The organism is Nocardia sp. NPDC019323, assembly GCF_044389845.1.
GTDB classification, from domain to species: domain Bacteria; phylum Actinomycetota; class Actinomycetes; order Mycobacteriales; family Mycobacteriaceae; genus Nocardia; species Nocardia implantans.
Map to the genome: position 1 here is coordinate 210,877 of NZ_JBIRYN010000006.1, position 21,770 is coordinate 232,646.

The 21,770-nt window shown below is 69.9% G+C and carries 22 protein-coding genes; 7 read left to right on the forward strand and 15 right to left on the reverse strand.

Features of this window, described 5'->3' with window-relative positions:
* Positions 1 to 272: 272 nt before the first annotated feature.
* Complete coding sequence (guaB, locus tag ACH49X_RS23115; RefSeq protein ID WP_195080461.1) at positions 273 to 1,817, reverse strand: IMP dehydrogenase; 1,545 nt, start codon at positions 1,815 to 1,817, stop codon at positions 273 to 275.
* A 224-nt stretch (positions 1,818 to 2,041) separates the two neighbouring features.
* Here guaB and ACH49X_RS23120 point away from each other — a divergent pair, with 224 nt between their 5' ends.
* Positions 2,042 to 2,455, forward strand: a complete 414-nt coding sequence (locus ACH49X_RS23120) for a DUF5319 domain-containing protein (RefSeq protein ID WP_039795739.1) — start codon at positions 2,042 to 2,044, stop codon at positions 2,453 to 2,455.
* Positions 2,456 to 2,692: 237 nt separating this feature from the next.
* On the opposite strand, the gene ACH49X_RS23125 is transcribed toward ACH49X_RS23120, so the two are convergent.
* The 4 genes from ACH49X_RS23125 to ACH49X_RS23140 all read right to left on the reverse strand — a co-directional run bounded on the left by ACH49X_RS23125 (position 2,693) and on the right by ACH49X_RS23140 (position 5,944).
* A complete protein-coding gene (locus ACH49X_RS23125; RefSeq protein ID WP_357106507.1) occupies positions 2,693 to 3,865 on the reverse strand; it encodes an anti-sigma-D factor RsdA in 1,173 nt (390 codons plus the stop codon).
* On the reverse strand, positions 3,858 to 4,436 hold the full coding sequence (locus ACH49X_RS23130) for a sigma-70 family RNA polymerase sigma factor (protein WP_039795737.1): 579 nt from the start codon (positions 4,434 to 4,436) through the stop codon (positions 3,858 to 3,860). The genes ACH49X_RS23125 and ACH49X_RS23130 overlap by 8 nt, the downstream gene beginning before the upstream one ends.
* A 134-nt stretch (positions 4,437 to 4,570) precedes the next feature.
* Positions 4,571 to 5,455: a hypothetical protein gene (locus tag ACH49X_RS23135; RefSeq protein WP_357208733.1), complete on the reverse strand. Its 885-nt coding sequence runs from the start codon at positions 5,453 to 5,455 to the stop codon at positions 4,571 to 4,573.
* Positions 5,456 to 5,605: 150 nt separating this feature from the next.
* The gene (locus ACH49X_RS23140) at positions 5,606 to 5,944 is read right to left on the reverse strand and encodes a hypothetical protein (RefSeq protein ID WP_195080458.1); all 339 of its coding nucleotides are present in this window, start codon (positions 5,942 to 5,944) and stop codon (positions 5,606 to 5,608) included.
* Positions 5,945 to 6,084: 140 nt separating this feature from the next.
* Between ACH49X_RS23140 and ACH49X_RS23145 the strand changes: the two genes are divergently transcribed.
* The 3 genes from ACH49X_RS23145 to ACH49X_RS23155 all read left to right on the forward strand — a co-directional run bounded on the left by ACH49X_RS23145 (position 6,085) and on the right by ACH49X_RS23155 (position 7,626).
* On the forward strand, positions 6,085 to 6,378 hold the full coding sequence (locus ACH49X_RS23145; protein WP_039796164.1) for a WhiB family transcriptional regulator: 294 nt from the start codon (positions 6,085 to 6,087) through the stop codon (positions 6,376 to 6,378).
* A 419-nt stretch (positions 6,379 to 6,797) separates the two neighbouring features.
* Entirely contained in the window at positions 6,798 to 7,373 is a 576-nt protein-coding gene (locus ACH49X_RS23150; RefSeq protein WP_067803711.1) for a sigma-70 family RNA polymerase sigma factor, read from the forward strand.
* Position 7,374: 1 nt separating this feature from the next.
* Positions 7,375 to 7,626 (forward strand): hypothetical protein, encoded by a 252-nt coding sequence (locus ACH49X_RS23155; RefSeq protein ID WP_357106515.1) that lies wholly within the window; start codon positions 7,375 to 7,377, stop codon positions 7,624 to 7,626.
* A gap of 218 nt (positions 7,627 to 7,844) precedes the next feature.
* Here ACH49X_RS23155 and groL read toward each other — a convergent pair whose 3' ends face one another.
* Together groL and groES are read right to left on the reverse strand one after the other, a co-directional pair.
* Positions 7,845 to 9,455, reverse strand: coding sequence for a chaperonin GroEL (gene groL / locus ACH49X_RS23160; protein WP_195080456.1), 1,611 nt, complete (start codon positions 9,453 to 9,455; stop codon positions 7,845 to 7,847).
* 153 nt (positions 9,456 to 9,608) lie between these two features.
* Positions 9,609 to 9,911: a co-chaperone GroES gene (gene groES, locus ACH49X_RS23165; protein ID WP_028479292.1), complete on the reverse strand. Its 303-nt coding sequence runs from the start codon at positions 9,909 to 9,911 to the stop codon at positions 9,609 to 9,611.
* A 583-nt stretch (positions 9,912 to 10,494) separates the two neighbouring features.
* On the opposite strand from groES, the gene ACH49X_RS23170 reads away from it, so the two are divergent.
* Entirely contained in the window at positions 10,495 to 11,988 is a 1,494-nt protein-coding gene (locus ACH49X_RS23170) for an Hsp70 family protein (RefSeq protein WP_357208731.1), read from the forward strand.
* 68 nt (positions 11,989 to 12,056) lie between these two features.
* On the opposite strand, the gene tsaD is transcribed toward ACH49X_RS23170, so the two are convergent.
* The 7 genes from tsaD to ACH49X_RS23205 all read right to left on the reverse strand — a co-directional run bounded on the left by tsaD (position 12,057) and on the right by ACH49X_RS23205 (position 19,095).
* On the reverse strand, positions 12,057 to 13,100 hold the full coding sequence (gene tsaD, locus ACH49X_RS23175) for a tRNA (adenosine(37)-N6)-threonylcarbamoyltransferase complex transferase subunit TsaD (RefSeq protein WP_195080454.1): 1,044 nt from the start codon (positions 13,098 to 13,100) through the stop codon (positions 12,057 to 12,059).
* On the reverse strand, positions 13,097 to 13,600 hold the full coding sequence (gene rimI / locus ACH49X_RS23180; protein WP_323124653.1) for a ribosomal protein S18-alanine N-acetyltransferase: 504 nt from the start codon (positions 13,598 to 13,600) through the stop codon (positions 13,097 to 13,099). The genes tsaD and rimI overlap by 4 nt, the downstream gene beginning before the upstream one ends.
* Before the next feature lie 5 nt (positions 13,601 to 13,605).
* Positions 13,606 to 14,322, reverse strand: a complete 717-nt coding sequence (gene tsaB / locus ACH49X_RS23185) for a tRNA (adenosine(37)-N6)-threonylcarbamoyltransferase complex dimerization subunit type 1 TsaB (RefSeq protein ID WP_195080453.1) — start codon at positions 14,320 to 14,322, stop codon at positions 13,606 to 13,608.
* A gap of 55 nt (positions 14,323 to 14,377) precedes the next feature.
* Positions 14,378 to 14,830 carry a tRNA (adenosine(37)-N6)-threonylcarbamoyltransferase complex ATPase subunit type 1 TsaE gene (tsaE, locus tag ACH49X_RS23190; protein ID WP_195080452.1) on the reverse strand — a complete coding sequence of 151 codons (453 nt, stop codon included), beginning with the start codon at positions 14,828 to 14,830 and terminating at the stop codon, positions 14,378 to 14,380.
* On the reverse strand, positions 14,823 to 15,911 hold the full coding sequence (locus tag ACH49X_RS23195; protein ID WP_195080451.1) for an alpha/beta fold hydrolase: 1,089 nt from the start codon (positions 15,909 to 15,911) through the stop codon (positions 14,823 to 14,825). Before ACH49X_RS23195 ends, tsaE begins: the two co-directional genes overlap by 8 nt.
* Positions 15,908 to 17,113, reverse strand: coding sequence for an alanine racemase (gene alr, locus ACH49X_RS23200; RefSeq protein WP_195080450.1), 1,206 nt, complete (start codon positions 17,111 to 17,113; stop codon positions 15,908 to 15,910). The genes ACH49X_RS23195 and alr overlap by 4 nt, the downstream gene beginning before the upstream one ends.
* 536 nt (positions 17,114 to 17,649) lie before the next feature.
* The gene (locus ACH49X_RS23205; protein WP_357106521.1) at positions 17,650 to 19,095 is read right to left on the reverse strand and encodes an NAD(P)H-hydrate dehydratase; all 1,446 of its coding nucleotides are present in this window, start codon (positions 19,093 to 19,095) and stop codon (positions 17,650 to 17,652) included.
* Between the two features lie 42 nt (positions 19,096 to 19,137).
* Between ACH49X_RS23205 and ACH49X_RS23210 the strand changes: the two genes are divergently transcribed.
* Positions 19,138 to 19,563 (forward strand): cupredoxin family copper-binding protein, encoded by a 426-nt coding sequence (locus tag ACH49X_RS23210; protein WP_357208730.1) that lies wholly within the window; start codon positions 19,138 to 19,140, stop codon positions 19,561 to 19,563.
* Positions 19,564 to 19,905: 342 nt separating this feature from the next.
* On the opposite strand, the gene ACH49X_RS23215 is transcribed toward ACH49X_RS23210, so the two are convergent.
* A complete protein-coding gene (locus ACH49X_RS23215; protein WP_195080447.1) occupies positions 19,906 to 20,397 on the reverse strand; it encodes a MarR family winged helix-turn-helix transcriptional regulator in 492 nt (163 codons plus the stop codon).
* A 139-nt stretch (positions 20,398 to 20,536) separates the two neighbouring features.
* Between ACH49X_RS23215 and ACH49X_RS23220 the strand changes: the two genes are divergently transcribed.
* Positions 20,537 to 21,724 (forward strand): MFS transporter, encoded by a 1,188-nt coding sequence (locus tag ACH49X_RS23220; RefSeq protein ID WP_357208729.1) that lies wholly within the window; start codon positions 20,537 to 20,539, stop codon positions 21,722 to 21,724.
* The last annotated feature ends 46 nt before the right edge of the window (positions 21,725 to 21,770 follow it).

The window sequence follows — 21,770 nt, forward strand, 5'->3', positions numbered from 1 at the left end:
AGCGCCCGCGGCGCTGCGTGTTCGCGGCCCTCTTGTGGCTCGCGTTCCAGCGGTCGAGACTCGCGCCTGCGGCGCATGCGCTTCGACCGCTGGAACGCGAGCCGGGCCGCGAACGGGCGCTCGTAAGACTCGCGCCTCCAGTGGTTACTTGTGGGGGCAGGTGGGCAGCACGGAACGCGCCACCGACTGCCGCACGGCTCGCACACCGCCACAGCCGGTGGGCGAGTTCCATCATGCACGGACCGGTTGGTCCCGTACATGAACCTAGTGGGCTAGGCCCGCCCGGTGTAGTTAGGGGCCTCGACAGTCATGGTGATGTCGTGCGGGTGGCTCTCCTTCAGGCCCGCCGCGGTGATCTGCACGAACTGCGCTTCCTGCAGATGCGCGATCGACTGCGAGCCGGTGTAGCCCATGGCCGCGCGCAGGCCGCCGACCAGCTGGTGGATCACCTGATTGACCGGGCCGCGGAACGGCACCCTGCCCTCGATGCCCTCGGGGACCAGCTTGTCCTCGGCCAGCACGTCGTCCTGGAAGTAGCGGTCCTTGGAGAACGACTTCGCCTGGCCGCGGCCCTGCATGGCGCCGAGCGAGCCCATGCCGCGATAGCTCTTGAACTGTTTGCCGCCGACCAGGATCAGCTCGCCGGGCGACTCGGCGGTGCCCGCGAGCAGCGAGCCGAGCATCACGGTGGACGCGCCCGCCGCGATCGCCTTGGCGATGTCGCCGGAGAACTGGATGCCGCCGTCGGCGATCACCGGGACACCGGCGGGCTTGCACGCGGCGACCGCCTCCAGGATCGCTGTGATCTGCGGCGCGCCGACACCGGCTACCACGCGGGTGGTGCAGATCGAGCCGGGGCCGACACCCACCTTGACCGCGTCCGCGCCCGCCTCGACGAGCGCGGCCGCGCCCTGGCGGGTGGCCACGTTGCCGCCGACCACCTGGATCCGGTCGCCGACCTCGGCCTTGACCTTGGTCACCATCTGCAGCACCTGCACCTGATGGCCGTGCGCGGTGTCCACCACGAGCACGTCCACGCCGGCGTCGGCCAGCGTCATGGCCCGCGACCAGGCGTCCTCGCCGACGCCCACCGCGGCGCCGACCAGCAGGCGGCCGTCACGGTCCTTGGTGGCGTTGGGGTACTGGTCGGTCTTGACGAAGTCCTTGACGGTGATCAGGCCACGCAGGCGCCCGTTGCCGTCAACGATCGGCAGCTTCTCCACCTTGTGCCTGCGCAGCAGTCCGAGCGCGGCTTCGGCGGTGACGCCCTCCTGCGCGGTGATCAAGGGGGCCTTCGTCATCACGTCGGCGACGCGCCGGTTCTGATCCACCTCGAACCGCATGTCCCGATTGGTGATGATGCCCACAAGCGCACCGGTCTCGTCCACCACGGGAAGACCCGAGATGCGGAACCTGGCGCACATCGCGTCGACCTCGGCGAGCGTGTCGGTCGGACGGCAGGTCACCGGATCGGTGACCATGCCGGCCTCGGAACGCTTGACTGTCTCCACCTGGGAAGCCTGGTCGGCGGTCGAGAGGTTGCGGTGCAACACGCCCATACCGCCCGCACGCGCCATCGCGATGGCCATCCTCGCCTCGGTCACCGTGTCCATGGCCGAGCTGACCAGCGGGGTGCGCAGGCGGATCTCCCTGGTCAGCTGGCTGGAGGTCTCCACAGAGCTGGGGATGAGATCCGAGGCGGCAGGCAGCAACAGCACATCGTCGAATGTGAGGCCGAGCATGGCGATCTTGTTCGGATCGTCGCCACCCGTAGGAGGGCGGACTGCGATTCGTTCGCCCGATACGGGATTACTCATTCGGATCGACCCCTCCTGGACGTCGATAGCGACCGGCGCCGGTGGTACCGGCGCCGTGACGGCTGATGGGATGGACGTGGTTCGGCGGCGGTGCGATCGGTACCCGCCGTAGCCTGTGCTCCATGGTATCTGTCCGGTGAACTCGCCGACGAAGTGAGCCCACCACCGAAACTGGCAGGCCGCATCGCTGGCGCAGACCACCCTGTTCTGCGTACCGTGGGGATGTGCGTGACCATCTACCACCTGGCTTGCCGCCGGATCCGTTCGCCGGAGACCCCTCCGACCCGTCCGCCGCGCTCGATGCCATCGAGCCCGGCGAACCGCTGGATCCCCACGAGCGCCTTGCGGTCGAGGAGGATCTCGCCGACCTCGCGGTGTACGAGGCACTGCTGGCCCACCGCGGCATCCGCGGACTCGTGGTCAGCTGCGAAGACTGCAGGCAGGACCACTACCACGACTGGGACATGCTGCGCGCCAACTTGCTTCAGTTGCTGGTCGACGGCACGGTCCGCCCGCACGAGCCCGCCTACGACCCGACCCCGGAAGCGTATGTCACCTGGGACTACTGCCGGGGCTACGCGGACGCTTCGATGAACGAGGCTTTCCACGGCGACGGATTCGACGGATTCGACGGCTGAGGACAGCCGATCGAGCGGCGCGCGGGCCTCTCGAGGCTCGCGTACTTCGCGCTTGCCACTGTGATTTTCGACGCACACGATCACTGCGGCAGGCACACGATGCCGCCTCCGCGCGGCGCGACACGCCGATGAATCCGGCCCCTATGGTCACCCGCCGGACGAGCCCGCTCTCCCGGAAAGGCAAAAAGCCGACCGCCTGGCTGGCGATCGGCTTGCCTTGACCGTTTTTTTCTGGTGTCAGCGGTGGGGCGGCACGAACGAGCCCGGATTGGGGATGACGGGCACGCTGAAGGTCGGCGGCTGATTGTTGTTCTGAGTACCGGTGTTGCCCTGCGTCGGGGCAGTGGGGGGCTGCTGTGGCGCGGTCGGCGGATTACCGGTGTCTCCCGTAGTTCCACCCGCCGGCGGCGGCTTGACCTCGGTGACCGGCGGCTCCTGCGGCGCCGTCGGCTCCGCGGTCGACGGCGGCTGAGTGTTCGCCGGGGGCGCTGTGGTCACCGGAGGCACCGTGGTCGGCGCGCCGCCGCCGTTCGACGTTCCGCCATTGTTCGACGTTCCACCGCTGGGGGCGGTGGCGTCGGCCGACGGCGAGGGATTGGTCGAGGGCTCGCCGGGCTGCTGCACGATCGTCGAGGTCCCGCTGCCCGGCGTCGGGCTCGGCTTCGTGGTCGCGCTGCTGCCCGAGGTGGCACGCGGATCGGTGGTCTTGGGGACCGTCGATCCCAGCTGATCGGCCAGCTCCGGATTCACGTCGTGCAGTTTCGCGAGCAACCGCTCCCACTCGGTCATCAGCTCGGCGCGCTTGTCCGGATCGCTGACCTGCGCGGCGTTCTCCTTGGCCCGCTCCAGGCGCACTTTGGCCTGGGTCGGATTCTGGGTGACCAGCGTGGAAGCCTCGTTCAGGTCGTCGCCTGCCCGCTGCACGACCGTCGTCTGCGCCTGTTCGCTGAACACGACCTCTTTGACCCGCCAGAGCGGATCGCCCGGCTCGGCCTTGTACGAGAATGCCGTCATGCCGCCGATGACCAGGGCCAGCGCGGCCGCGGTGCCCATGATCGGGCGTAGTAGCCGCAGTCGCCCGCCGCTGTGCGCCCCGATGCGAACCTGCCGCGCGCCGATCTCCTGGTTGACCGCGGCCACGATCGCATCCAGATCCGGCTCGGCCGGCATCGGAGCCGCGATCAACTCCGCTCGCCAGTCCGCGAGCAACGTCGCGAGCTGATACTCCTCGGCGCTGTCGGTGTGCACCGGACCATCGCTGGCGATGGCATCGATCAGAGCATCGTCGCGGCGTACCGCGGCGATGTCGACCGGGCCGGTGTCACCGGACGCCTCGGCGTAGGGACCGCTGTTCCGCGATCCAAGCCGCGCCTTCCAGTCACCCCGACCGCGCTCGCCATCCCTAGCCATACATTTCACCTGCCCTCGCCACTTGTGACTTGAGTTTCGCGAGTGCCCTGTGTTGGGCGACCCGTACCGCACCCGCCGTACTGCCCACGGCGACCGCGGTTTCTTCCGCTGACAAACCCATGACCAAGCGCAGGATCAAGATCTCCCGATGCTTCTCAGGAAGCGTCGCGAGCAGACGGTTCATCTGCCTGCTCGTCTCGGATTCGAGAGCTCGTTGTTCCGGTCCCTGGTCGGTGGATATGACATCTGGTACTTCGGCCATCGCCTCCGCCTTGTTACGGGCGGCGTTGCGATGCGCGTCGGCGACCTTGTGCGAAGCGATCCCGTAAACAAAGGCCATGAAGGGCCTGCCCTGGTCTTGGTACCTGGGCAAGGCTGTCATCACAGCCAGGCAAACCTCCTGCGCAACGTCGTCCGCGGAGAGCTGCCCACGCTCCGCGGCTCCGATCCGCGCGCGGCAGTAGCGCACCACCAGCGGGCGGATCATCTCCAGTACCTGAGCTAAAGCGGATCTGTCGCCCTGCGCAGCGGCAGCGACGGCGAGGTCCAACTCTTCGCCCGTGTGCGTCATCGTCAGAGATATTCCTGGCGTTACAAAGTGGCACGGTCCGGTGACGACCAGTGCTTCCACCGAAGGGGCGGAACGGATCTAACAATAGCGACCCGTTGGCCGGAACTGGTCAACACGGTGTACTCCGTGATCACCTACCAACCGGGCATGGGACGCAACACGCCGCCGGAGCGGGCGATGATCGCTGCGCATTCGGCCGCCTCCGCCGCCGCGTCCCGCGCGCCGGATCCGGCGCGGAGCATGGCACAAGCCCAGCGCAACGGCAGCAGACCGTGCTCGCGGCACTGCTCGGCGACCTCATCCGCCGATACGCCGGATCGGCCGCGCGCATCGCCCGCCAGATCGGCCGCGGCGACCAGCAGGCGGGACTTGATCCGGTGGCGCACCGACGGTGAGCGCTCGGCCAGCTCCAGCGCGGCCCCCGCGTGTGCCGCCGCCGCCTCGAAATCCCCTGTCGCCAGCGCCGTTTCCGCGGAAACCCAGCGCAGGCGGATCTCGGGACGCCAACCGGCGCGATGCTCCAGCGCCGCCGACGCGCTGCGGCGCAGCAAGCGAGCCGCCAGCGCGAGCCGTCCGGTTCCGAGCGCGTCGGCGGCCAGCCCGGTGAGGGCGTCACAGATCGCGTCGCCGCGACCGGGAAGGTAGCCGACGGCCGCGTCGACGGGACTCTCGGCGGTGTGCGGCTCCGCGCCTGCGCCCGCGGTGAGGATCAGCGCGGCGGCCCGCCCGTCGAACGCCGCGGCGCGCTCGTGCCAACCGAGCTGGCGAAGAAAAGACCCCTCGGCGCTTCCCGCCAGTGAGAGGAGGACGGGGTCGGTGCTGTGGTTGCATACCCTTCGCAATTCGGCGCGCGCCGCGGCGTAACGACCCTGGCCGCCGAGGACCACCGCGCGATACCACCGGCCGAGCGCGTCGGAGGCGGGCGGCAGGTCTCCGGCGGCACGACCCGGAGCGGCGCCGAACGCGGCCTCCGCCAGGGCCGCGACGTGAGGATCTCCGAGCGGAGCGGGCGCGAACACGGGCGCACTCTATCCTGTGCGGCACGCGCTCCCCGAGGCGGAAAGGCGCCCCGGCGGCAGGCGGGCGGGACGCGGGATTTGCGTGGCCGAGCCGATGTTGCCATTAGGTAAATCTCGCCCCGGCAATCGCCGAGCGGCCGTGCCGGGAATTCATGCGTGTTTCGCGTAATTAACCTGCGCGCCCCGTTGCCGCCATCTTCGGTTCCGCACGCCGCGAACACCGTCGGCCACCACGGTGACCGACGTCATGGCCGCGAGATCGGCGCCGCAGCGGCGCGACAACCACGAAATCGCCTCTACCAGCGGAAACGCCATCAGCGACGGCACATGCGGCAGCCACGGGCTTCCGGCCAACCGAACAGTATCGCCGGAAACAGCGCGAAAAGTAAACAGTTCGGAGGTTAAATTTGGCAGCGCGAGATTTGGAAAAGTGCTGCGTCGAACTATTGACGGAAATTCGCGGCTGGACCTAACGTAGCTCATCGCCACGGACGGCGCCGCGCGAAATTGCAGCGACCACGAAGGGGCGAGCCCAAGGGGTACCCCCGCCGACACGGCGTCGTGGCCCACAACTGTTGCAGAACAACTGCTCGACAACGCTGACGAGCTCGCACCACGAGGAGTTCACCATGCCCATGCCGACCCACCTCCCGGGACCCAACGCCGATGTCTGGGATTGGCAGATGCGAGGATCGTGCCGCGGGCAGGATTCCGCGGTGTTCTTCCATCCCGATGGCGAACGTGGCCGAGCACGCACCGCGCGCGAGATGCGCGCCAAGGAGATCTGCCGCACCTGCCCGGTGCTCATGCAGTGCCGCGCCCACGCGCTGAAAGTCAGCGAGCCCTACGGCATCTGGGGCGGCATGTCGGAGACCGAGCGCGAGATGCACGCGCGGCGCAACCGCCGCCGCATGGCCGTCTGAATCAAACTTCTCCCATCCGCGCGCCACCGGGCGTCGAATCCCTAGCAAACAACGGGCCACTGCAACATGCTTCGGGCCGAGCCGCTCACGCGACACGGTGATCGGTTCCGCGCCGAGGGCGGCGCGTGGGTTGCGATCGTCACCATCGATCGGCCGGCCGCCGGGCGAAGGCCGGAAACCGTGCACCCGACGTCTTCGGCAGGGCACGGCGTGTCACGGCGTTCCTCCCGAGATGCTCGATGTGTCGGCGTGTTTCGCAGCCGACGCCGGGCCATGACGAACTTGCGGGCACCCCACCGGAAGGGAGGTCATAGCGGCGCGCTACGGTAGTGACCGATGACACAGAATGGAGCGTTGTGACAACGCGGCCGTCGGCCGCAGAGGGCGACTCGTTCCGAAGAGAAGCCTTCCCACCTACGGTGGATTCTGCGGTTACGGCACGCGCAGCCGAAAGTATGGAACTCGCCGCGCTGCTACAACGATGCGGCCGAGCCGACCAGGAAGCATTCGCCGAACTGTACGACCGGACGTGTGCGCGCGTCTTCGGTCTGGTGTTGCGCGTTCTGCACGATCCGGGATACGCGGAGGAGACCACGCAGGAGGTCTATCTGCAGATCTGGCGGATGGCATCGAGTTTCGACCCGGCGAAAGGTTCCGCGGTCACCTGGTTGATGACGCTCGCCCACCGGCGTGCCGTCGACCGGGTCCGCGCCGAGCAAGCCCACACCCAGCGCGAGGTCGCGTACGGGATCCGGGTGCTCGGCAACGAATTCGACGAGGTCACCGAAGAGGTCGAGCGCAGACTCGAACAACAGGCCGTCCTGGCTGGTCTCGCCACACTCACCGAAACCCAGCGGGAAGCCATCTCGCTCGCCTATTACGGCGGGCGCACCTATGCGGAGGTAGCCACCTATCTCGACGTAGGGTTACCCACGGTTAAGTCCCGGATTCGGGACGGTTTGACACGACTGAAGAAAAGTTTGGGGGTGACGTGAGATGAACGAACGCCGGATCGATCTCGCGCACACCGTCGCGCTCGGATCGATCGACGACGAAGACCATCAGGAAATTCAGGAACTGCTCGACAGCGAAGACCCCGTGCTACGCGCGGAGTTCATCCAGGAAGTCAGAGACACGAAAGAAGCGCTCGCCGTTCTCGCCACAGCCACGGCGGTGACTCCCCCGCCGTCGCTGCGTGCTCGCCTACTCGCGGCCATCGCCGCTGAGCAGCCGCCGGTCGCCAGCTGAATCCGGCATCGGGTCAGGCTCTTCCCGCTCCGCGCGTACCTACCCCCAGCGGTCGGAATCCTCCTACGGCCTCGTTTCCGGCCCCGCGGCAGACAGCGCGTCGAGCTTCGGAACATCCTCGGTTTCCCCGCTAGGCGCGTCGTCGCGCGGCCGGATGTGGCACGGCCCCCGAACCGCGTGGCTCGGGGGCCGTGCTCGTGCGTTGTCCCGAGAAAGGGTCAGTGCGCGTGACCGTGGTGACCGTGGTCGTTCTGCTCCTCGGCGGGCTTGTCGACCACGGCGCTCTCGGTGGTGAGCACCATGCGCGCGACCGACGCCGCGTTCACGACGGCCGAACGGGTGACCTTCACCGGGTCGACGACGCCGTCGGTGAGCAGGTCGCCGTAGCTGAGCGTGGCGGCGTTGAAGCCCTCCTTGCCCTCGGCCACCTTGCTGACCACCACGGCGCCGTCCAGGCCCGCGTTGGTGGCGATCCAGTACAGCGGCGCCTGCAGCGCGGTGCGGACCACCTCGACGCCGACGGCCTCGTCACCGGACAGCGAATCGCGCAGCTCGGCCAGCTTGCCGCTCGCCTGCACCAGCGCGGTGCCGCCACCGGGCACGATGCCCTCTTCCACGGCGGCCTTGGCGGCGCTCACCGCGTCCTCGACGCGGTACTTGCGCTCCTTGAGCGCGGTCTCGGTGGCCGCGCCGACCTTGATCACCGCGACGCCGCCGGCCAGCTTGGCCAGCCGCTCCTCCAGCTTCTCGCGATCCCAGTCGGAATCGGTGGCCTCGATCTCGCGACGCAGCTGCGCGACCCGCGCCTCGACGTCCGCGCCGGAACCGGCACCGTCGATGATCGTGGTGTCGTCCTTGGTGACCACGACGCGACGCGCCTTGCCGAGCACGTCCAAGCCGGCCTCGCGCAGGGTGATGCCCAGATCGGGGTTCACCACGGTGCCACCGGTGACCACGGCCAGGTCGTCGAGGAACGCCTTGCGACGGTCACCGAAGAACGGCGCCTTGACCGCGACGGCCTTGATCGTCTTGCGGATGGCGTTGACCACCAGGGTCGACAGCGCCTCGCCCTCGACGTCCTCGGCGATGATCAGCACGGGCTTGCCGCTCTCGGCGATCTTCTCCAGCAGCGGCAGGAAGTCCGGCAGCGAGCTGATCTTCTCGCGGTGCAGCAGGACGAACACGTCCTCGAGGACGGCCTGCTGGCTGTCGGGGTCGGTGACGAAGTAGGGCGACAGGTAGCCCTTGTCGAACTGCACGCCCTCGGTGACGACGAGTTCGGTCTGCAGCGTCGACGACTCCTCGACGGTGACGACGCCGTCCTTGCCGACGGTGGTCAGCGCCTTGCCGACCATCTCGCCGATCTCCTCGTCCCGCGAGGACACGGTCGCGACCTGCGCGATGGCCTGTTCGCCGGAGACCGGCGTGGCCAGCGCGAGCAGCGCCTCGGAGACCGCGTCGGCGGCCTTGGCGATGCCGGAGCCGACCGCGATCGGGTTCGCCCCGGCGGCAACGTTCTTCAGCCCGGCGCGGACCAGCGCCTGGGCCAGCACGGTGGCGGTGGTGGTGCCGTCGCCTGCGACGTCGTTGGTCTTGGTGGCGACGCTCTTGACCAGCTGCGCGCCGAGGTTCTCGAACGGGTCCTCCAGCTCGATGTCGCGCGCGATGGTGACGCCGTCGTTGGTGACGGTCGGGCCGCCGAAGGACTTCGCGAGTACGACGTGCCGTCCGCGCGGGCCCAGGGTGACCTTCACGGCGTCGGCGAGCTTGTCGACGCCGCGTTCCAGAGCCCGGCGAGCCTTCTCGTCGAACTCGATCTGCTTTGCCATGGGAATTCGCTCCTGTAGTGGATTGCGGCGCTCCGGACCGCCTCCGGGCCCGTCGCTCGCACCGCGTGTTTCAGTGCCGGGGTGTCGGCGCCGAACGCACTCCGCCCCGGGTCGCGAAAGACACCGGGGCGGAACGCATGCGTGCCTGATCGGCTACTTGGTGACGACGGCCAGCACGTCGCGCGCCGACAGGATGAGGTACTCCTCGCCCTGGTACTTGATCTCGGTGCCGCCGTACTTGCTGTAGATGACGGTGTCACCCTCCTGGACATCCAGCGGGATGCGCTTCTCGCCCTCGTCGTCCCACCGGCCGGGACCGACGGCGACAACGGTGCCCTCTTGCGGCTTCTCCTTCGCCGTGTCGGGGATGACCAGGCCGGAGGCCGTCGTCGTCTCGGCCTCGTTGGCCTGGACGAGGATCTTGTCCTCGAGCGGCTTGATGTTCACGCTCGCCACGTTGAGCCCTCCACTTTCAGGGGATTCGGTCGTCCGGAACTGTCGCTCCGAACTCGTCGGTTGGTCACGATGCTGACCCTGCGCATAGCCCCGTCGTCGCGGGTGCCGGGACCCCTGCCCAGTGGTCAAGCTGCTGGCACAAGCACTACACACAGTGCCGACTAGCACTCTATACATGAGAGTGCCAGCGCTCAAGGCTGGGCGGTGCCAACTTTGCGCGGCGCGCCGACGACACCACGGGCTTGGCGATAAGTTCGGGAAAACAGTAACGTTCGGATAACGGATTGTGACACTATTGACGACGGCTGCGGTCCGGCCGCCGGTTCGTCGCTCCTCGGGCGGCGGCCAGGCGGCACACGAGTGCCACAGCGTCGCCGAACTCGCAGCGCCGCAGCACGATCGTTGCACCACCAGCTTCACCAGAGAGCAAGACACACGTGATCCATGGCCGGTCCCCGCGACCCACCCGGACGAGGGGCCGGTTCGTTTCCCGGTCCGGGTCGCGCGTCATCCATACGGCGGTCCGGCAGTCCATTCGAGATGGTCGGCGACACCATGACCATCCGCTCGAAGGGAGGTGAACATGCGAACATCCCTCGGCATCTCGGCCGGGGCAGAGGTCGTGTGCTCGGCGTTGGTCTCCACCGCGCCGAACGGCACGCAGAGCTTCGACTACCGCGTCGTCTCCGCCGACGCCGCCCACTCCGATCTCGGTGACCTGGTGGCGTCCTCGATCGAGCTGATGACCACCCAGCTGCCGACCACGCAGCCGCCGCGCGAGATCATCCGTCCGGCCGGCGGTCGTTTCGCCGGCGCGCCACGCCACTTCGAGCCGATGACCGGGCACCCGCCCACCAGCGTCGCGGTCGCCTACCGCACCAAGGAGCAGGCCCAGATCATCCGCTCGGCCACCGGCAAGCAGCGTGACCTGCGGCTGGTCCAGGAGGGCACCGCCGCGCTGACCTACCTGCGGCACACCGGCCTGCTCGACCGCTACGACACGGTCGCCATCGTCGACCTCGGCGCCAGCGGGCTCAGCGTCACCGTCGCCGACCGCGCCGAAGGCTCCCTGCTGCGCTCGGATCGCACCGCCGCCGTCAGCGGCACGGCGATCGACGACCTCATCTACCACCATCTGGTGGACCTGCACTTCGCCCGGCGCGGCACCCGCCCGAACCGCGGCACGCTCACCAACCGGGGCCGCGCGGCGAAGGAGCACCTGTCCATCGCGCCCGCGGTCACCATCGACCACGTCGCGGGTCGTCCGCTGAAGCTGACCAGGGCCGACTTCGAGGAGTTGATCGCCGACCTGCTGCGCGACCTGGCCAGGTTCGTCACGATGTCGTTCGCCCGTGCGCCCGAGCAACCACAGGCGGTCGCGGTCATCGGCGGCGGCGCCAACATTCCCGCGGTGCTCGACACCCTCACCGCCGCGGTCGACGTTCCGGTGTTCACCGTCCCCGACCCGGAGGCGGTGACCGCGAAAGGCGCGGCGCTGGTCGCCGATTCGATGCAGCCTTCGGTCTTCCCGGTGAGCGGGCTCGGCGGCGACGCGCCCGCGGGGACGGTCACCAAGGTGTTCGGCACGCTGGCCGGTGCCATCGTGGTCGTCGGGCTGATCGTGGGGTACGGCGTCAAGACGTTCGCGCCGACCTCGGATGACGAGGTCTCCCCCGCCGGGACCACGAGCAGCGCTTCCCAACTGCCGAATCCGGCATCCGTGCCGCAGACGACCACGGCGGTCACCACGCCGGACGGCACCGGAATCGCCCCCACGACCACGGAACGCGGACCGCAGAGCACGACCGGCGGGCCGTGGTCGACGCCGGCGATCCCGCCCACGCAGCCCACGCTGCGCCCGGATCCGAACCTTCCGCCGATTCCGTTCCCCGAACTGCTCGGTCCCCTGTTCGGGAACCCGAACGCGGCGCCGAACAGTTTGCCCGCTGTGCCCAGCGCCACGGCGCCCGGCACGAGTCCGGCGCCCACCCAGGCGCCGGCACGCACGAGCCTGCCGCTTCCGCTCCGGGACAATTCCGGGTCGGCGTCGCACCCAGGACTGTTCGCACCGAACTGATCCGGTCGCACGACAGCCCTTCGCCCCGGAAACCCGTGCGACGCCGCCTCTCGCTTCCTCCGAGCCGGTCAGTGAACCATGCTGACCGACACCGGCAGACCCGGATCGGTGGCGACCGTCAGCGGCGAAGCAGCCGCCCCGCCCGCGATGACATGGGCGCCGAGCGCGGCGATCATCACCCCGTTGTCCGTGCACAGCCTCGGCTTGGGCACCCGCAGGGTCAAACCGGCCGCGGCGCAACGTTCCTCGGCCAGCGAGCGGATCCGTGAGTTGGCCGTCGCGCCGCCGCCGAGCACCAGCGTGCCGACGCCGACGTCCTTTGCCGCGCGCACCGCCTTCATGGTGAGCACATCCGCGACCGACTCCTGGAAAGACGCCGCGATATCCGGGATGGGCAGATCCTCCGCCGCGACGCCGTCGCGCTGCGCCGCCTCCACGTAACGGGCCACTGCCGTCTTCAGGCCCGAGAAGGAGAAGTCGTAGCGCGGGTCCCGCGGCCCGGTCATGCCGCGGGGGAAGGCGATGGCGCGCGGATCGCCGGTCGCCGCGGCGGCGTCCAGCGCGGGACCGCCGGGAAAGCCCAGTCCGAGCAGGCGCGCCACCTTGTCGAACGCCTCGCCCGCCGCGTCGTCGACGGTGCTGCCCAGCTCGACGATCGGCTCGGCCAGATCCGTGACGTGCAGCAGGTGCGTGTGCCCGCCCGACACCAGCAGCGCGACGCACGGCGGCATCGGCCCGTGCTCCAGAGTGTCCACCGCCACATGCCCGCCGAGATGGTTGAGCGCGTAGAAGGGCACATCCCACGCCGCCGCATAGGCTTTCGCGGCGGCGACGCCGACCAGCAGCGCACCGGCCAGGCCGGGGCCGATGGTCACCGCCAGAGCGTCGGGTTTCGCGATACCCGCGGCCGACAGCGCGCGGCGCATGGCGGGCACGATCGCCTCGAGATGGGCGCGCGAGGCGATCTCGGGGACGACGCCGCCGAAGCGAGCGTGCTGGTCGACGCTGGAGGCGACCTCGTCGGCGAGGAGTTCGCAGGTGCCGTCGGGATGCCTGCGGACGATGCCGACTCCGGTCTCGTCGCAGGAGCTTTCGATGCCCATGATGATCACGACAGCACCTCGTCCGGTGTGCGCCAGCGGTCCTGGCTGGTCAGCGCGGGGCGGCGCATCGTGTACGCGTCCGCGCCACTGGGGTGGTAGTAGTTCTTGCGCAATCCGATGATGTGGAAGCCGTGCTTGGCGTACAGCGCGATCGCGGGCGCGTTGTCGGTGCGGACCTCCAAGAACACCGGGCCTCCGCGCCGGTCCGCCTCGGCCAGCAGCGCCTCCAGCAGGAGCGTGCCGACGCCCGCGCGGTGACGGCCGGGGTCGACGCCGATGGTGTGCACCTCGGCCTCGGGATGGTCGGCGTCACCCAGCAGGGCGATGCCCGCGTAGCCGACCATTCGCCCGTCGTCGTCGCGGGCGGTGATGTAGCGGTTGTGCTGCCCGGCCAGCTCGGACTGGAACGCCACGGCGGCCCACGGGTCGTCTTCCGGGAACAGCAACTGCTCCAGTTCCACACAGCGCGCGATATCGGCGGCCACCATCGGCGCGATTCGGAAAGCCACCGGCCTCACGCCCCCGTCCGGTCGAGCTTGCGGTAGGCGTTCTCCACCGCGTCCGGCCTGCGCAAGTACAGCGGGACCAGCGGCAGCGGCACGCTGCCGGACAGCAGCTCGGCGGCGGCGACGCGGACCAACCCGGCGGGCGACGGCGTCTCGGCGGGGAGCACGGGAAGATCGAAGTAGTCGACGTGCGAAGCGGATCCGGCGATCGCCGTGGCCTCGCCCGCGTCCAAGTCCGACGGCTTGCACACCTCGGGTCCGGCCACGCGCGCGCCCGCCCGGTACCGCGCCCAATACACCTCGCGCCGCCGGGCGTCGGTCACCACGAGCAGCTCGGCATCGGGCGGCAGCTCGACAGGGGGCCGCACCGCTGGATCGACCGCGGCGTCGGCGGCGATCGCGTCGAGGCTGCACACGCCGTACACCGGGATGCCGAGCGCGTCGCCGAAGGCGGCCGCGGTGGCCATGCCGACGCGCAGGCCGGTGAACGGACCAGGGCCGACACCGACCACGATCGCGTCGATCTCGGTCCTGGATCGGCCTGCCGTGGTGAGGCATTCGAGGATCTGCGGGGTGAGTACCTCGGCGTGGGCGCGGGGGTCGACCCGCACCCGGGAGGCGACGGTGCGTACCCGGATGGAATCCGCCGCGCCGGCGCCCTGCTCCAAGTCCACCAGTCCCGCGGTGACGGCGGGTGTCGCGGTGTCGACGGCTAGTACAAGCATGATTGGGCCAACGATACCGGGTGGTAGCGGGCGCCCACGCAGAGCTACCTGATAGCTAATTCACCCATTCCCAGCTGGCGGTGCGCACATCCGAGTCCGGCGCGCGCGACAGCACCACGCGCAGGTGCCGCTCCGCGAGGTGCTCCACCACGCCGCGACCCCACTCCACCACGACCACCGCCTGATGCAGATCGGTGTCCAGGTCCAGCGCGTCCAGCTCGTCGAGGTCGCCGGCGAGCCGGTAGGCGTCCACGTGCACCATGGGCACCGGCGGGCCGTCCGCGCGCTGCCCCGCGCGGTGCTGGCGGGCGATGATGAACGTCGGCGAGCTGACCCGCCCCTGCACGCCGAGTCCATCGGCGATGCCGCGGGTGAGCGCGGTCTTTCCCGCACCGAGCGGACCGTCCAGCACCACGAGATCTCCCGCGCGCAGATCCGTGGCCAGTTCCCGGCCGAGCGCCTCGGTGTCCGCGACGGTAGGCAGCACGCGATACCCCGGATCAGCCACGGGCCACCTCTGAGGTCTCTCCCTGAGCCGGGTCGATCGCGCCCGCGCGCACCAGCAAGCGGTCCAGCGCGGCGTTGACGATGTCGGGGTACTGCAGATGTGGCATGTGCGCCGCGCCTTCCAGCCGGATGAGTTCGCTGTGGGGCAGGGCGGCGGCCAGCGCACGCGAATTACGGAACGGGATCACCAGATCGTGGCTGCCGCCGAGCACCAGCACCGGTGTGCCCGCCAGCACGGGCAATGCCGCCGATTCATCGTGCAATTCGATGGCCTGGAGGAACTTCACGATGGTCTCCACCGGCGTCCGGTCGATCATCAGCGTCGTGAAGCGCGACAGGGTCGGGCTCACCGGCCCGTGGAACGAACTGACATGCAGCAACGGCGTGATCACGTGCCGCGCGGTGACGCGGCCGGCCTGCACCAGCGCGGGCGCGGTGTAGACGGCGAGCCGGAACCCGTCGATCGCGGGATTGCGCAACAACTGCCCGATACCGGCCGCGGTGACCCCGGCGGCGGCGGTCGACAGCAGTGCGATCCCGATCACTCTGCTCGCGAACAGATCCGGGAATCGCGCGGCCGCGGCCAGGATCGCCATCCCGCCCAGCGAATGCCCGACGAGCACCACCGGCCCTTCCGGAGCGGTGGCGTTCAGCACGGCGGCGAGATCGCGGCCGAGCTGGGCGACGGTGCAGCTCGCGGCGCTCGGCACGCCGGAAAGGCCGTGCCCACGCAGGTCGAACAGCACCATGCGAAGCCGTGCGCCATAGCGCTTTTCCAGGTCACGTCGCTGAAAGTGGAACGACGACATGCTGTTGCAGAAGCCGTGCACGAAGATCACCGTCACCGGCGCGTCGTCCGGTCCGCAGGTCCGGGTGGCCAGGGGCACACCGTCGTCGGCGAGCACCGTCCCTGGGCGGTCGGCATCGATCAGGGCGAAATTCTCGTCGCGATAGTCGTCGCCTCTGGCTGGCCACAGCACGCGCGCACCGGCGCGGCGCAGGGCATGGGCGCCGGCCAGCGCGCCGACGACGCCCGCCGTGGCCAGCCCGCCGCGCAGCGGGGTCACGCGCAAGCGGCTCATCGGTCGCCGCCGACATAGCGCCGGGTGACCCGGCCGCGCGGCGCGCACACCACTTCGTAATGGATGGTGTCGAGCAGGTCGGCCCACTGCTGGGCGTGCGGTCGCGCGCCGAAGAGAATCGCGGTGTCGCCTTCCTGCACGCCGGCCGCGTTGTCGCCGAGATCGACGACGAACTGGTCCATGCACACCCGTCCCACGTTCCGGCGTGGCGCCCCGCCGAGCCAGACGTCGAATCGGCCGCTCATGGGGCGGAACACGCCGTCGGCGTAACCGGCGGGGATCAGCGCGACGGTGGTGTCGTGCGGCGCGATCCACTGGTGCCCATAGGAAACGCCTTCGCCCGCCGCGACCCGTTTGACCAGGGCCACACGGGCTTGGAACGTCATCGCGGGCCGAAGACCGAAATCGTCGCCAGGTATCGGGGAAAGGCCGTACATGGCGATACCGGGCCGCACCAAGTCGAAGGCGAGGTCGGGACGGGTCAGGGTGGCGGCGGAATTGGCGATGTGCACCAGCTCCGGCTCCAAGCCGTGTTCCTTGGCCGTGGCGATGGCCTCCAGAAACCGGGCACGCTGCGCGTCGTTGTTGGGGTGCTCGGGTTCGTCGGCGTGCGCGAGGTGGGAGAAGATCGCGCGGAACCGCACCAGGCCCTCGTCGACCAGAGTGCGCAGCGTGGTCAGGACTTCGGGGTAGGCCAGCGGCGGCACACCGTTGCGGTTGAGGCCGGTGTCCACCTTCACGGTGACCGTCGCCGGACGGCCGAGGTCGCGCGCCGCGGCCTCGACCGCGCGCAGCTGAGCCACCGAAGAGATCCCGATCTCGACATCGGCGGCCACCGCGGCCGCGAAATCGGTGTCCGTGCTGTGCAGCCAGCACAGGATGGGCGCGGTGATCCCGGCCGCACGCAACTGCACGGCCTCCCCCACCGTCGTGACGCCCAGTTCCGCCGCGCCCGCCGCCAAGGCGGCCCGGCCGACCTCGACCGCGCCGTGGTTGTAGCCGTCGGCCTTCACCACCGCCATCACCGCGGCGTCGCCCGCGTGTTCCCGCAGGATCCGCATGTTGTGGGCGATGGCGTCCAGGTCGATGACCGTTTCCACTTGCGCTGTGCCGCCTCTCCGCGGGTTCGGGCCGTGCCGGTCGGGCGCGTGAGATTCGTTCGGTGCCGCCTGGATTCTGGGCGTACCCGGCGAGTTACCCATGTGCTCTCGAAATCAGTCGGTGCGATGGTTCCGGTCGAGTCTATTGGCGGGCTCGGTTCCGGTTCCACTCGGTTCTCATGGCGCCCGGCCCCGTGTGGCGGGCGCCACGACCAGCACCGATCGCGCCGACACCCCATGGCGTCCGGCACACAGCGCCTGCCTCCTCACCCGCTGGAAGCCGTCGGCCCGGAGACATAGCGGTCGCTCGGCACGCAGAAGAAGGCGGCGCCTGACCGATCAGGTGTACTGCACCACCAGCGTCGCCCGGGTCGGCAATGCGGCGCCTCGAAGACATGTGGCTGATCGCCCGGGTACGCGAGCCCGTGACGCACCCGGCGATCGAGGAACGAGAGAACCGCCTCGCAGACGCATCGCCGAACTATGGCCTACTGGGACGTGGCCGCCCCGGTCGCCGAGATCCAGGAGACCGGCGCGCCAAACACATCCGCCAACGGCCGACATTGCGTTCGCGGGTTCGCGGACTCGAACTCGCCGTCCCGCCGTGGCGAAACGAGTCGCCCGAGCGTGTGCCCGAGTCAGAAGGAGTGGGCGAGGCCACGGAGGACGCCGATCGCGGGGCGGACGTGCGCGGCCAGGACACTCGCCGAGATCGGCGTACCCGCGGGTGCGCCGTCGTGGGCGGCGAGGTTGGCGGCCAGTGCGTGCACGCGCGCGGCGGCCGCGGCCGACCACGCGGGCTCCCGCCCCGCCGCGAGCAGCGTCCCGATGATGCCGGAGAGCACGTCGCCCGCGCCCGCGGTCGCGGCCCACGAGCCGCCCGCCTCGTTGACCAGCACGGGGCGGCCGGGGGCGGCGACGAGCGTGGCGCGGCCCTTGAGCAGCACGGTGACCTGCCAGGAAGCGGCGAGGTCGCGGACCGCGGCCACCCGGTCCCGGCCGACCTCGTGGCCGGCCAGGCGGGCGAACTCGCCCGCGTGCGGAGTCAGGACGGTGGGGGCCGCGCGACCGCGCACCAGGTCCGGCTCCGCGGCCAGCAAGGTCAGTCCGTCGGCGTCGATCACCACCGGGAGGTCGGTGGACAGGATCCGGCGCAGGCGTTCCCCGGCGGCGGAGTCGGTGCCCGCGCCGGGTCCGAAGACCCAGGACTGGACGCGGCCGGTGGCGGCGACCTCTCGGGTGGCGATCACTTCGGGAAAGTGGTGCAGAACCTCGGCGGCAGCGGTTCCGGCATACCGCACCATGCCCGATGTCGCGGCCACAGCCGCGCCCGCGCACAGCACCGCGGCGCCGGGATACGTCGCGCTCCCCGCGCATATGCCCGTGACGCCCTGGGTGTACTTGTCGTCGAACGGGCCGGGCACCGGCCACGCCGCGCCGATCGCCGCGGGCTCCAGCGCGGTGAGACCCGCTTCCGGAAGACGTAAGCCGATGGGCACCAATTCGATTCGGCCACACTGCGGCGCGGCGAGGGCGTGCACGGGTTTGTACGCGCCGAACGCGACCGTGACGTCCGCGCGTACGGCCGGGCCTTCGATCGCGCCGGTGTCCGGGTCGACGCCGCTGGGCAGGTCGGCCGCGACGATCGGAGCCCGCAGCGCCGCAACGATTTCCGCGGCGCGCGGCCGAAGGGCGCCGCGACCGGAGATGCCGACGATGCCGTCGATCACCAGGTCGGGGCGGCCGACGTCGTCGGCGACCCGACCGCCCGCAGCGCGCAGCGCCGCGAGTCCGCGAGCGTGCGCCCGCTCCGGGCTCAGCAGCACCGCGGTGACCGCGACACCGCGGCGGCGCAACTGCGCTCCGGCCCAGAGCGCGTCCCCGCCGTTGTCCCCGGAACCGACCAGCAGGGTCACCGCCCGCCCCGCGACACCGCCGGTGCGCTCCCTGAGTTCGCCCGCCACCACCGTGGCCAAACCGTGCGCCGCCCGGCGCATGGGCACGCCGTCGGGCACCCGGGTGAACAGCTCGGCTTCCGCCGCGCGCACCTGGTCGACGGTGAAATAGCCCCGCTGCGTGGACATCGCCGCTGCCTCCTTAGGTGTGGCCTACTACGCTTGGCCATCATGCCAAGCGTCCGCCGCATCGGGATCGTCCGCGTCGTCACGGGAGCCGCCCTGGCCTGCACGCTGTTGCTGTCCGGTTGCGGCGGCGACGAATCCGGTTCGGCCGCCACCACGACCAGGAAACCGGCCCGGCCGACCACCACCGTGCAGCAGACCGGTGAGCGCAAGCCCGCCGCCACCACCGTCGCGGTGCACGACATGAAATTCTCGCCCGCCGAGGTCACCATCAAGGTCGGCGACACGGTCACCTGGACATTCGACGACAAGGTTCCGCACACCGTGCAGGGCATCGGTGACAAGGCCATGGGCATCAACAGCCCGATCTTCGACAAGGGCGAGTGGAGCTACACGTTCACCACGCCGGGCACCTACCGCTACCTCTGCTCCCTGCACCCGGAGATGCGCGGCACGGTCACTGTGGAGTGATCACGGCCGATTGCGGCGACCAGCTCGTCCGCGATGCCGAGCTGCTCGAGCACTTCCAGCATCCCGGCATGCACAACCGCGCCTGCGCGTCCCGGTAGCGCCTCGGCACGACAGCCTCGGTCCTCGATGCGGCCCCTTCGGAAGACTTGCGCTGCGCGTCGCGAGCAGCCGAGTCCCGTCCGCACCAGTTCCCTCGGCGTACGGCGGCCCGAACCCGCCGGTAAGTCGGCAACCGATCACGGAATCGGCAGGCATCCGCGCGGCGGCCGAAGGGTACAGCGAGACGCCGGTTTCCATCAGCTCCGAACTCTCGTTCCGAACCCCGGTGCTGAGCCGTCTCGATCAGACGGGGTGGTAGTCACGGGGGCGAGCGCCATTACCCGAACTGGTGTTCAATGCCTCGACCGCGGCCACGAGCGGAGCGAGGTCGGGATCGGCGGCCGCTTGCCCGAGCGCCCCGGCGAGGGCGGCGTCGTGCGTGGGCCGGGCCTGTTCGAGCAGGTCCAGCCCCGCCGGCGTGACGTCGGTGTAGATGCCGCGACGGTCGTCGGGGCAGAGGTAGCGCTGTAGCAGACCGCGATCCTCCAGCCGGGAGACCAGCCGGGTGGTCGCGCTCTGGCTCAGCACCACGGCCTCGGCCACCTGGTTCATCCGCAGGTGCCCGCCAGGCCCGTCGTGCTGCCTGCTCAGGACGACCAGCAGGGAGTATTCGCGAACGCTGAGGTCATGGCCGGTTTGCAGGGCCCGCTCGATATGCGCCTCGATCCGGTCGTGCAGCAGCGAGAGTGCGTACCAACCATCGGCGAGGCCGGTCAGGGCGGCATCCGCGGTCATCGGCGATCCTTCGACGTCGGGGGTTGTGCCTCCAGGATAGCCAGGAATCACAATAGCCAGCGCTTGCGATTAAAGTGCGTATGCAATTATTGTTGCCGCCTGTAATGGTTTGAAGCAACATCATGTGGAGGCTTCCCCCATGCCCCTCGCACTTCTCGCCCTCACCCTCGGGGCATTCGCGATCGGGACGACGGAGTTCGTCGTCGTCGGCCTGCTGCCCGACATCGCGGGCACCTACTCGGTGTCCATTCCCACAGCGGGCCTGCTGGTCACCGGCTACGCGCTCGGTGTCGTGGCGGGCGCGCCGCTGATGACCGGTCTCGGCACCAGGGTGTCGCGCAAACGCATGCTGCTGGGCATGCTGGCGCTGCTCGTGCTCGGCAACATCCTGTCCGCCACGGCGCCGACCTTCGCCCTGATGCTCACCGGACGGATCGTCGCCTCGCTGGCGCACGGCGCGTTCTTCGGCATCGGAGCGGTCGTCGCGGGCACCCTGGTCAGCGCCGACCGGCGCGCCGGGGCGATCGCGATCATGTTCACCGGTCTCACCGTCGCCACCGTGGTGGGCGTGCCGCTGGGGACGCTGCTCGGCCAGCACTTCGGCTGGCGGCTGACCTTCCTGTTCGTCGCGCTGGTCGGGTTGATCGGCCTGTCCGGCGTCGCGGCGCTGGTTCCCGAACAGCCCGCCGCGGCGAACGCGCGGCTGCGCAGCGAGCTGGCGGTGTTCCGCAATCCCCAGGTGCTGCTGGCGATGGCGATGACGGTGCTCGGCTTCGGCGGGGTGTTCGCCGCGATCACCTATCTGGCCCCGATGATGACCGAGGTCACCGGCTACGCGGAGAGTTCGGTCACCTGGCTGCTCGTGCTGTTCGGTCTCGGCTTCTTCGCGGGCAATCTGATCGGCGGCAAGTTCGCCGACCGCCACCTGATGCCGATGCTGTATCTCACCCTCGGCGGGCTCGCGCTCGTTCTGGCGCTGTTCACCGTCACCGCGCACGACAAGATCGCCGCCGCCGTCACGGTGGTGCTGATCGGCGCGCTCGGCTTCGCGACGGTGCCGCCGCTGCAGAAACGCGTCCTCGACCAGGCCGCCGGTGCGCCCACCTTGGCGTCGGCGGTGAACATCGGCGCGTTCAATCTCGGCAACGCGGTGTCGGCCTGGCTGGGCGGCGTGGTGATCGCCGCGGGCTACGGCTATACCGCACCCAACTGGGTCGGCGTCGGATTGGTGCTGGTCGCGCTGCTGCTGGCGATCGTGTCCGGACGGCTCGAGCGCCGCACGACGCTCACCGTCCCGGAGGAGCCTTTGGCCGCCGTCCGGGCATAGCGAGCCGGTATCCCGGCGAAGCGGCGGCCGCGCACTCACCGAGTGC

Coding starts and splice junctions, on each gene's coding strand:
- guaB (WP_195080461.1), bottom strand. CDS start 1,817: ATGAGTAATCCCGTATCGGGCGAACGAATCGCAGTCCGCCCTCCTACG.
- ACH49X_RS23125 (WP_357106507.1), bottom strand. CDS start 3,865: ATGGCTAGGGATGGCGAGCGCGGTCGGGGTGACTGGAAGGCGCGGCTT.
- ACH49X_RS23130 (WP_039795737.1), bottom strand. CDS start 4,436: ATGACGCACACGGGCGAAGAGTTGGACCTCGCCGTCGCTGCCGCTGCG.
- ACH49X_RS23145 (WP_039796164.1), top strand. CDS start 6,085: ATGCCCATGCCGACCCACCTCCCGGGACCCAACGCCGATGTCTGGGAT.
- ACH49X_RS23155 (WP_357106515.1), top strand. CDS start 7,375: ATGAACGAACGCCGGATCGATCTCGCGCACACCGTCGCGCTCGGATCG.
- groL (WP_195080456.1), bottom strand. CDS start 9,455: ATGGCAAAGCAGATCGAGTTCGACGAGAAGGCTCGCCGGGCTCTGGAA.
- ACH49X_RS23170 (WP_357208731.1), top strand. CDS start 10,495: ATGCGAACATCCCTCGGCATCTCGGCCGGGGCAGAGGTCGTGTGCTCG.
- tsaB (WP_195080453.1), bottom strand. CDS start 14,322: ATGCTTGTACTAGCCGTCGACACCGCGACACCCGCCGTCACCGCGGGA.
- ACH49X_RS23195 (WP_195080451.1), bottom strand. CDS start 15,911: ATGAGCCGCTTGCGCGTGACCCCGCTGCGCGGCGGGCTGGCCACGGCG.
- alr (WP_195080450.1), bottom strand. CDS start 17,113: ATGGGTAACTCGCCGGGTACGCCCAGAATCCAGGCGGCACCGAACGAA.
- ACH49X_RS23205 (WP_357106521.1), bottom strand. CDS start 19,095: ATGTCCACGCAGCGGGGCTATTTCACCGTCGACCAGGTGCGCGCGGCG.
- ACH49X_RS23210 (WP_357208730.1), top strand. CDS start 19,138: ATGCCAAGCGTCCGCCGCATCGGGATCGTCCGCGTCGTCACGGGAGCC.
- ACH49X_RS23215 (WP_195080447.1), bottom strand. CDS start 20,397: ATGACCGCGGATGCCGCCCTGACCGGCCTCGCCGATGGTTGGTACGCA.
- ACH49X_RS23220 (WP_357208729.1), top strand. CDS start 20,537: ATGCCCCTCGCACTTCTCGCCCTCACCCTCGGGGCATTCGCGATCGGG.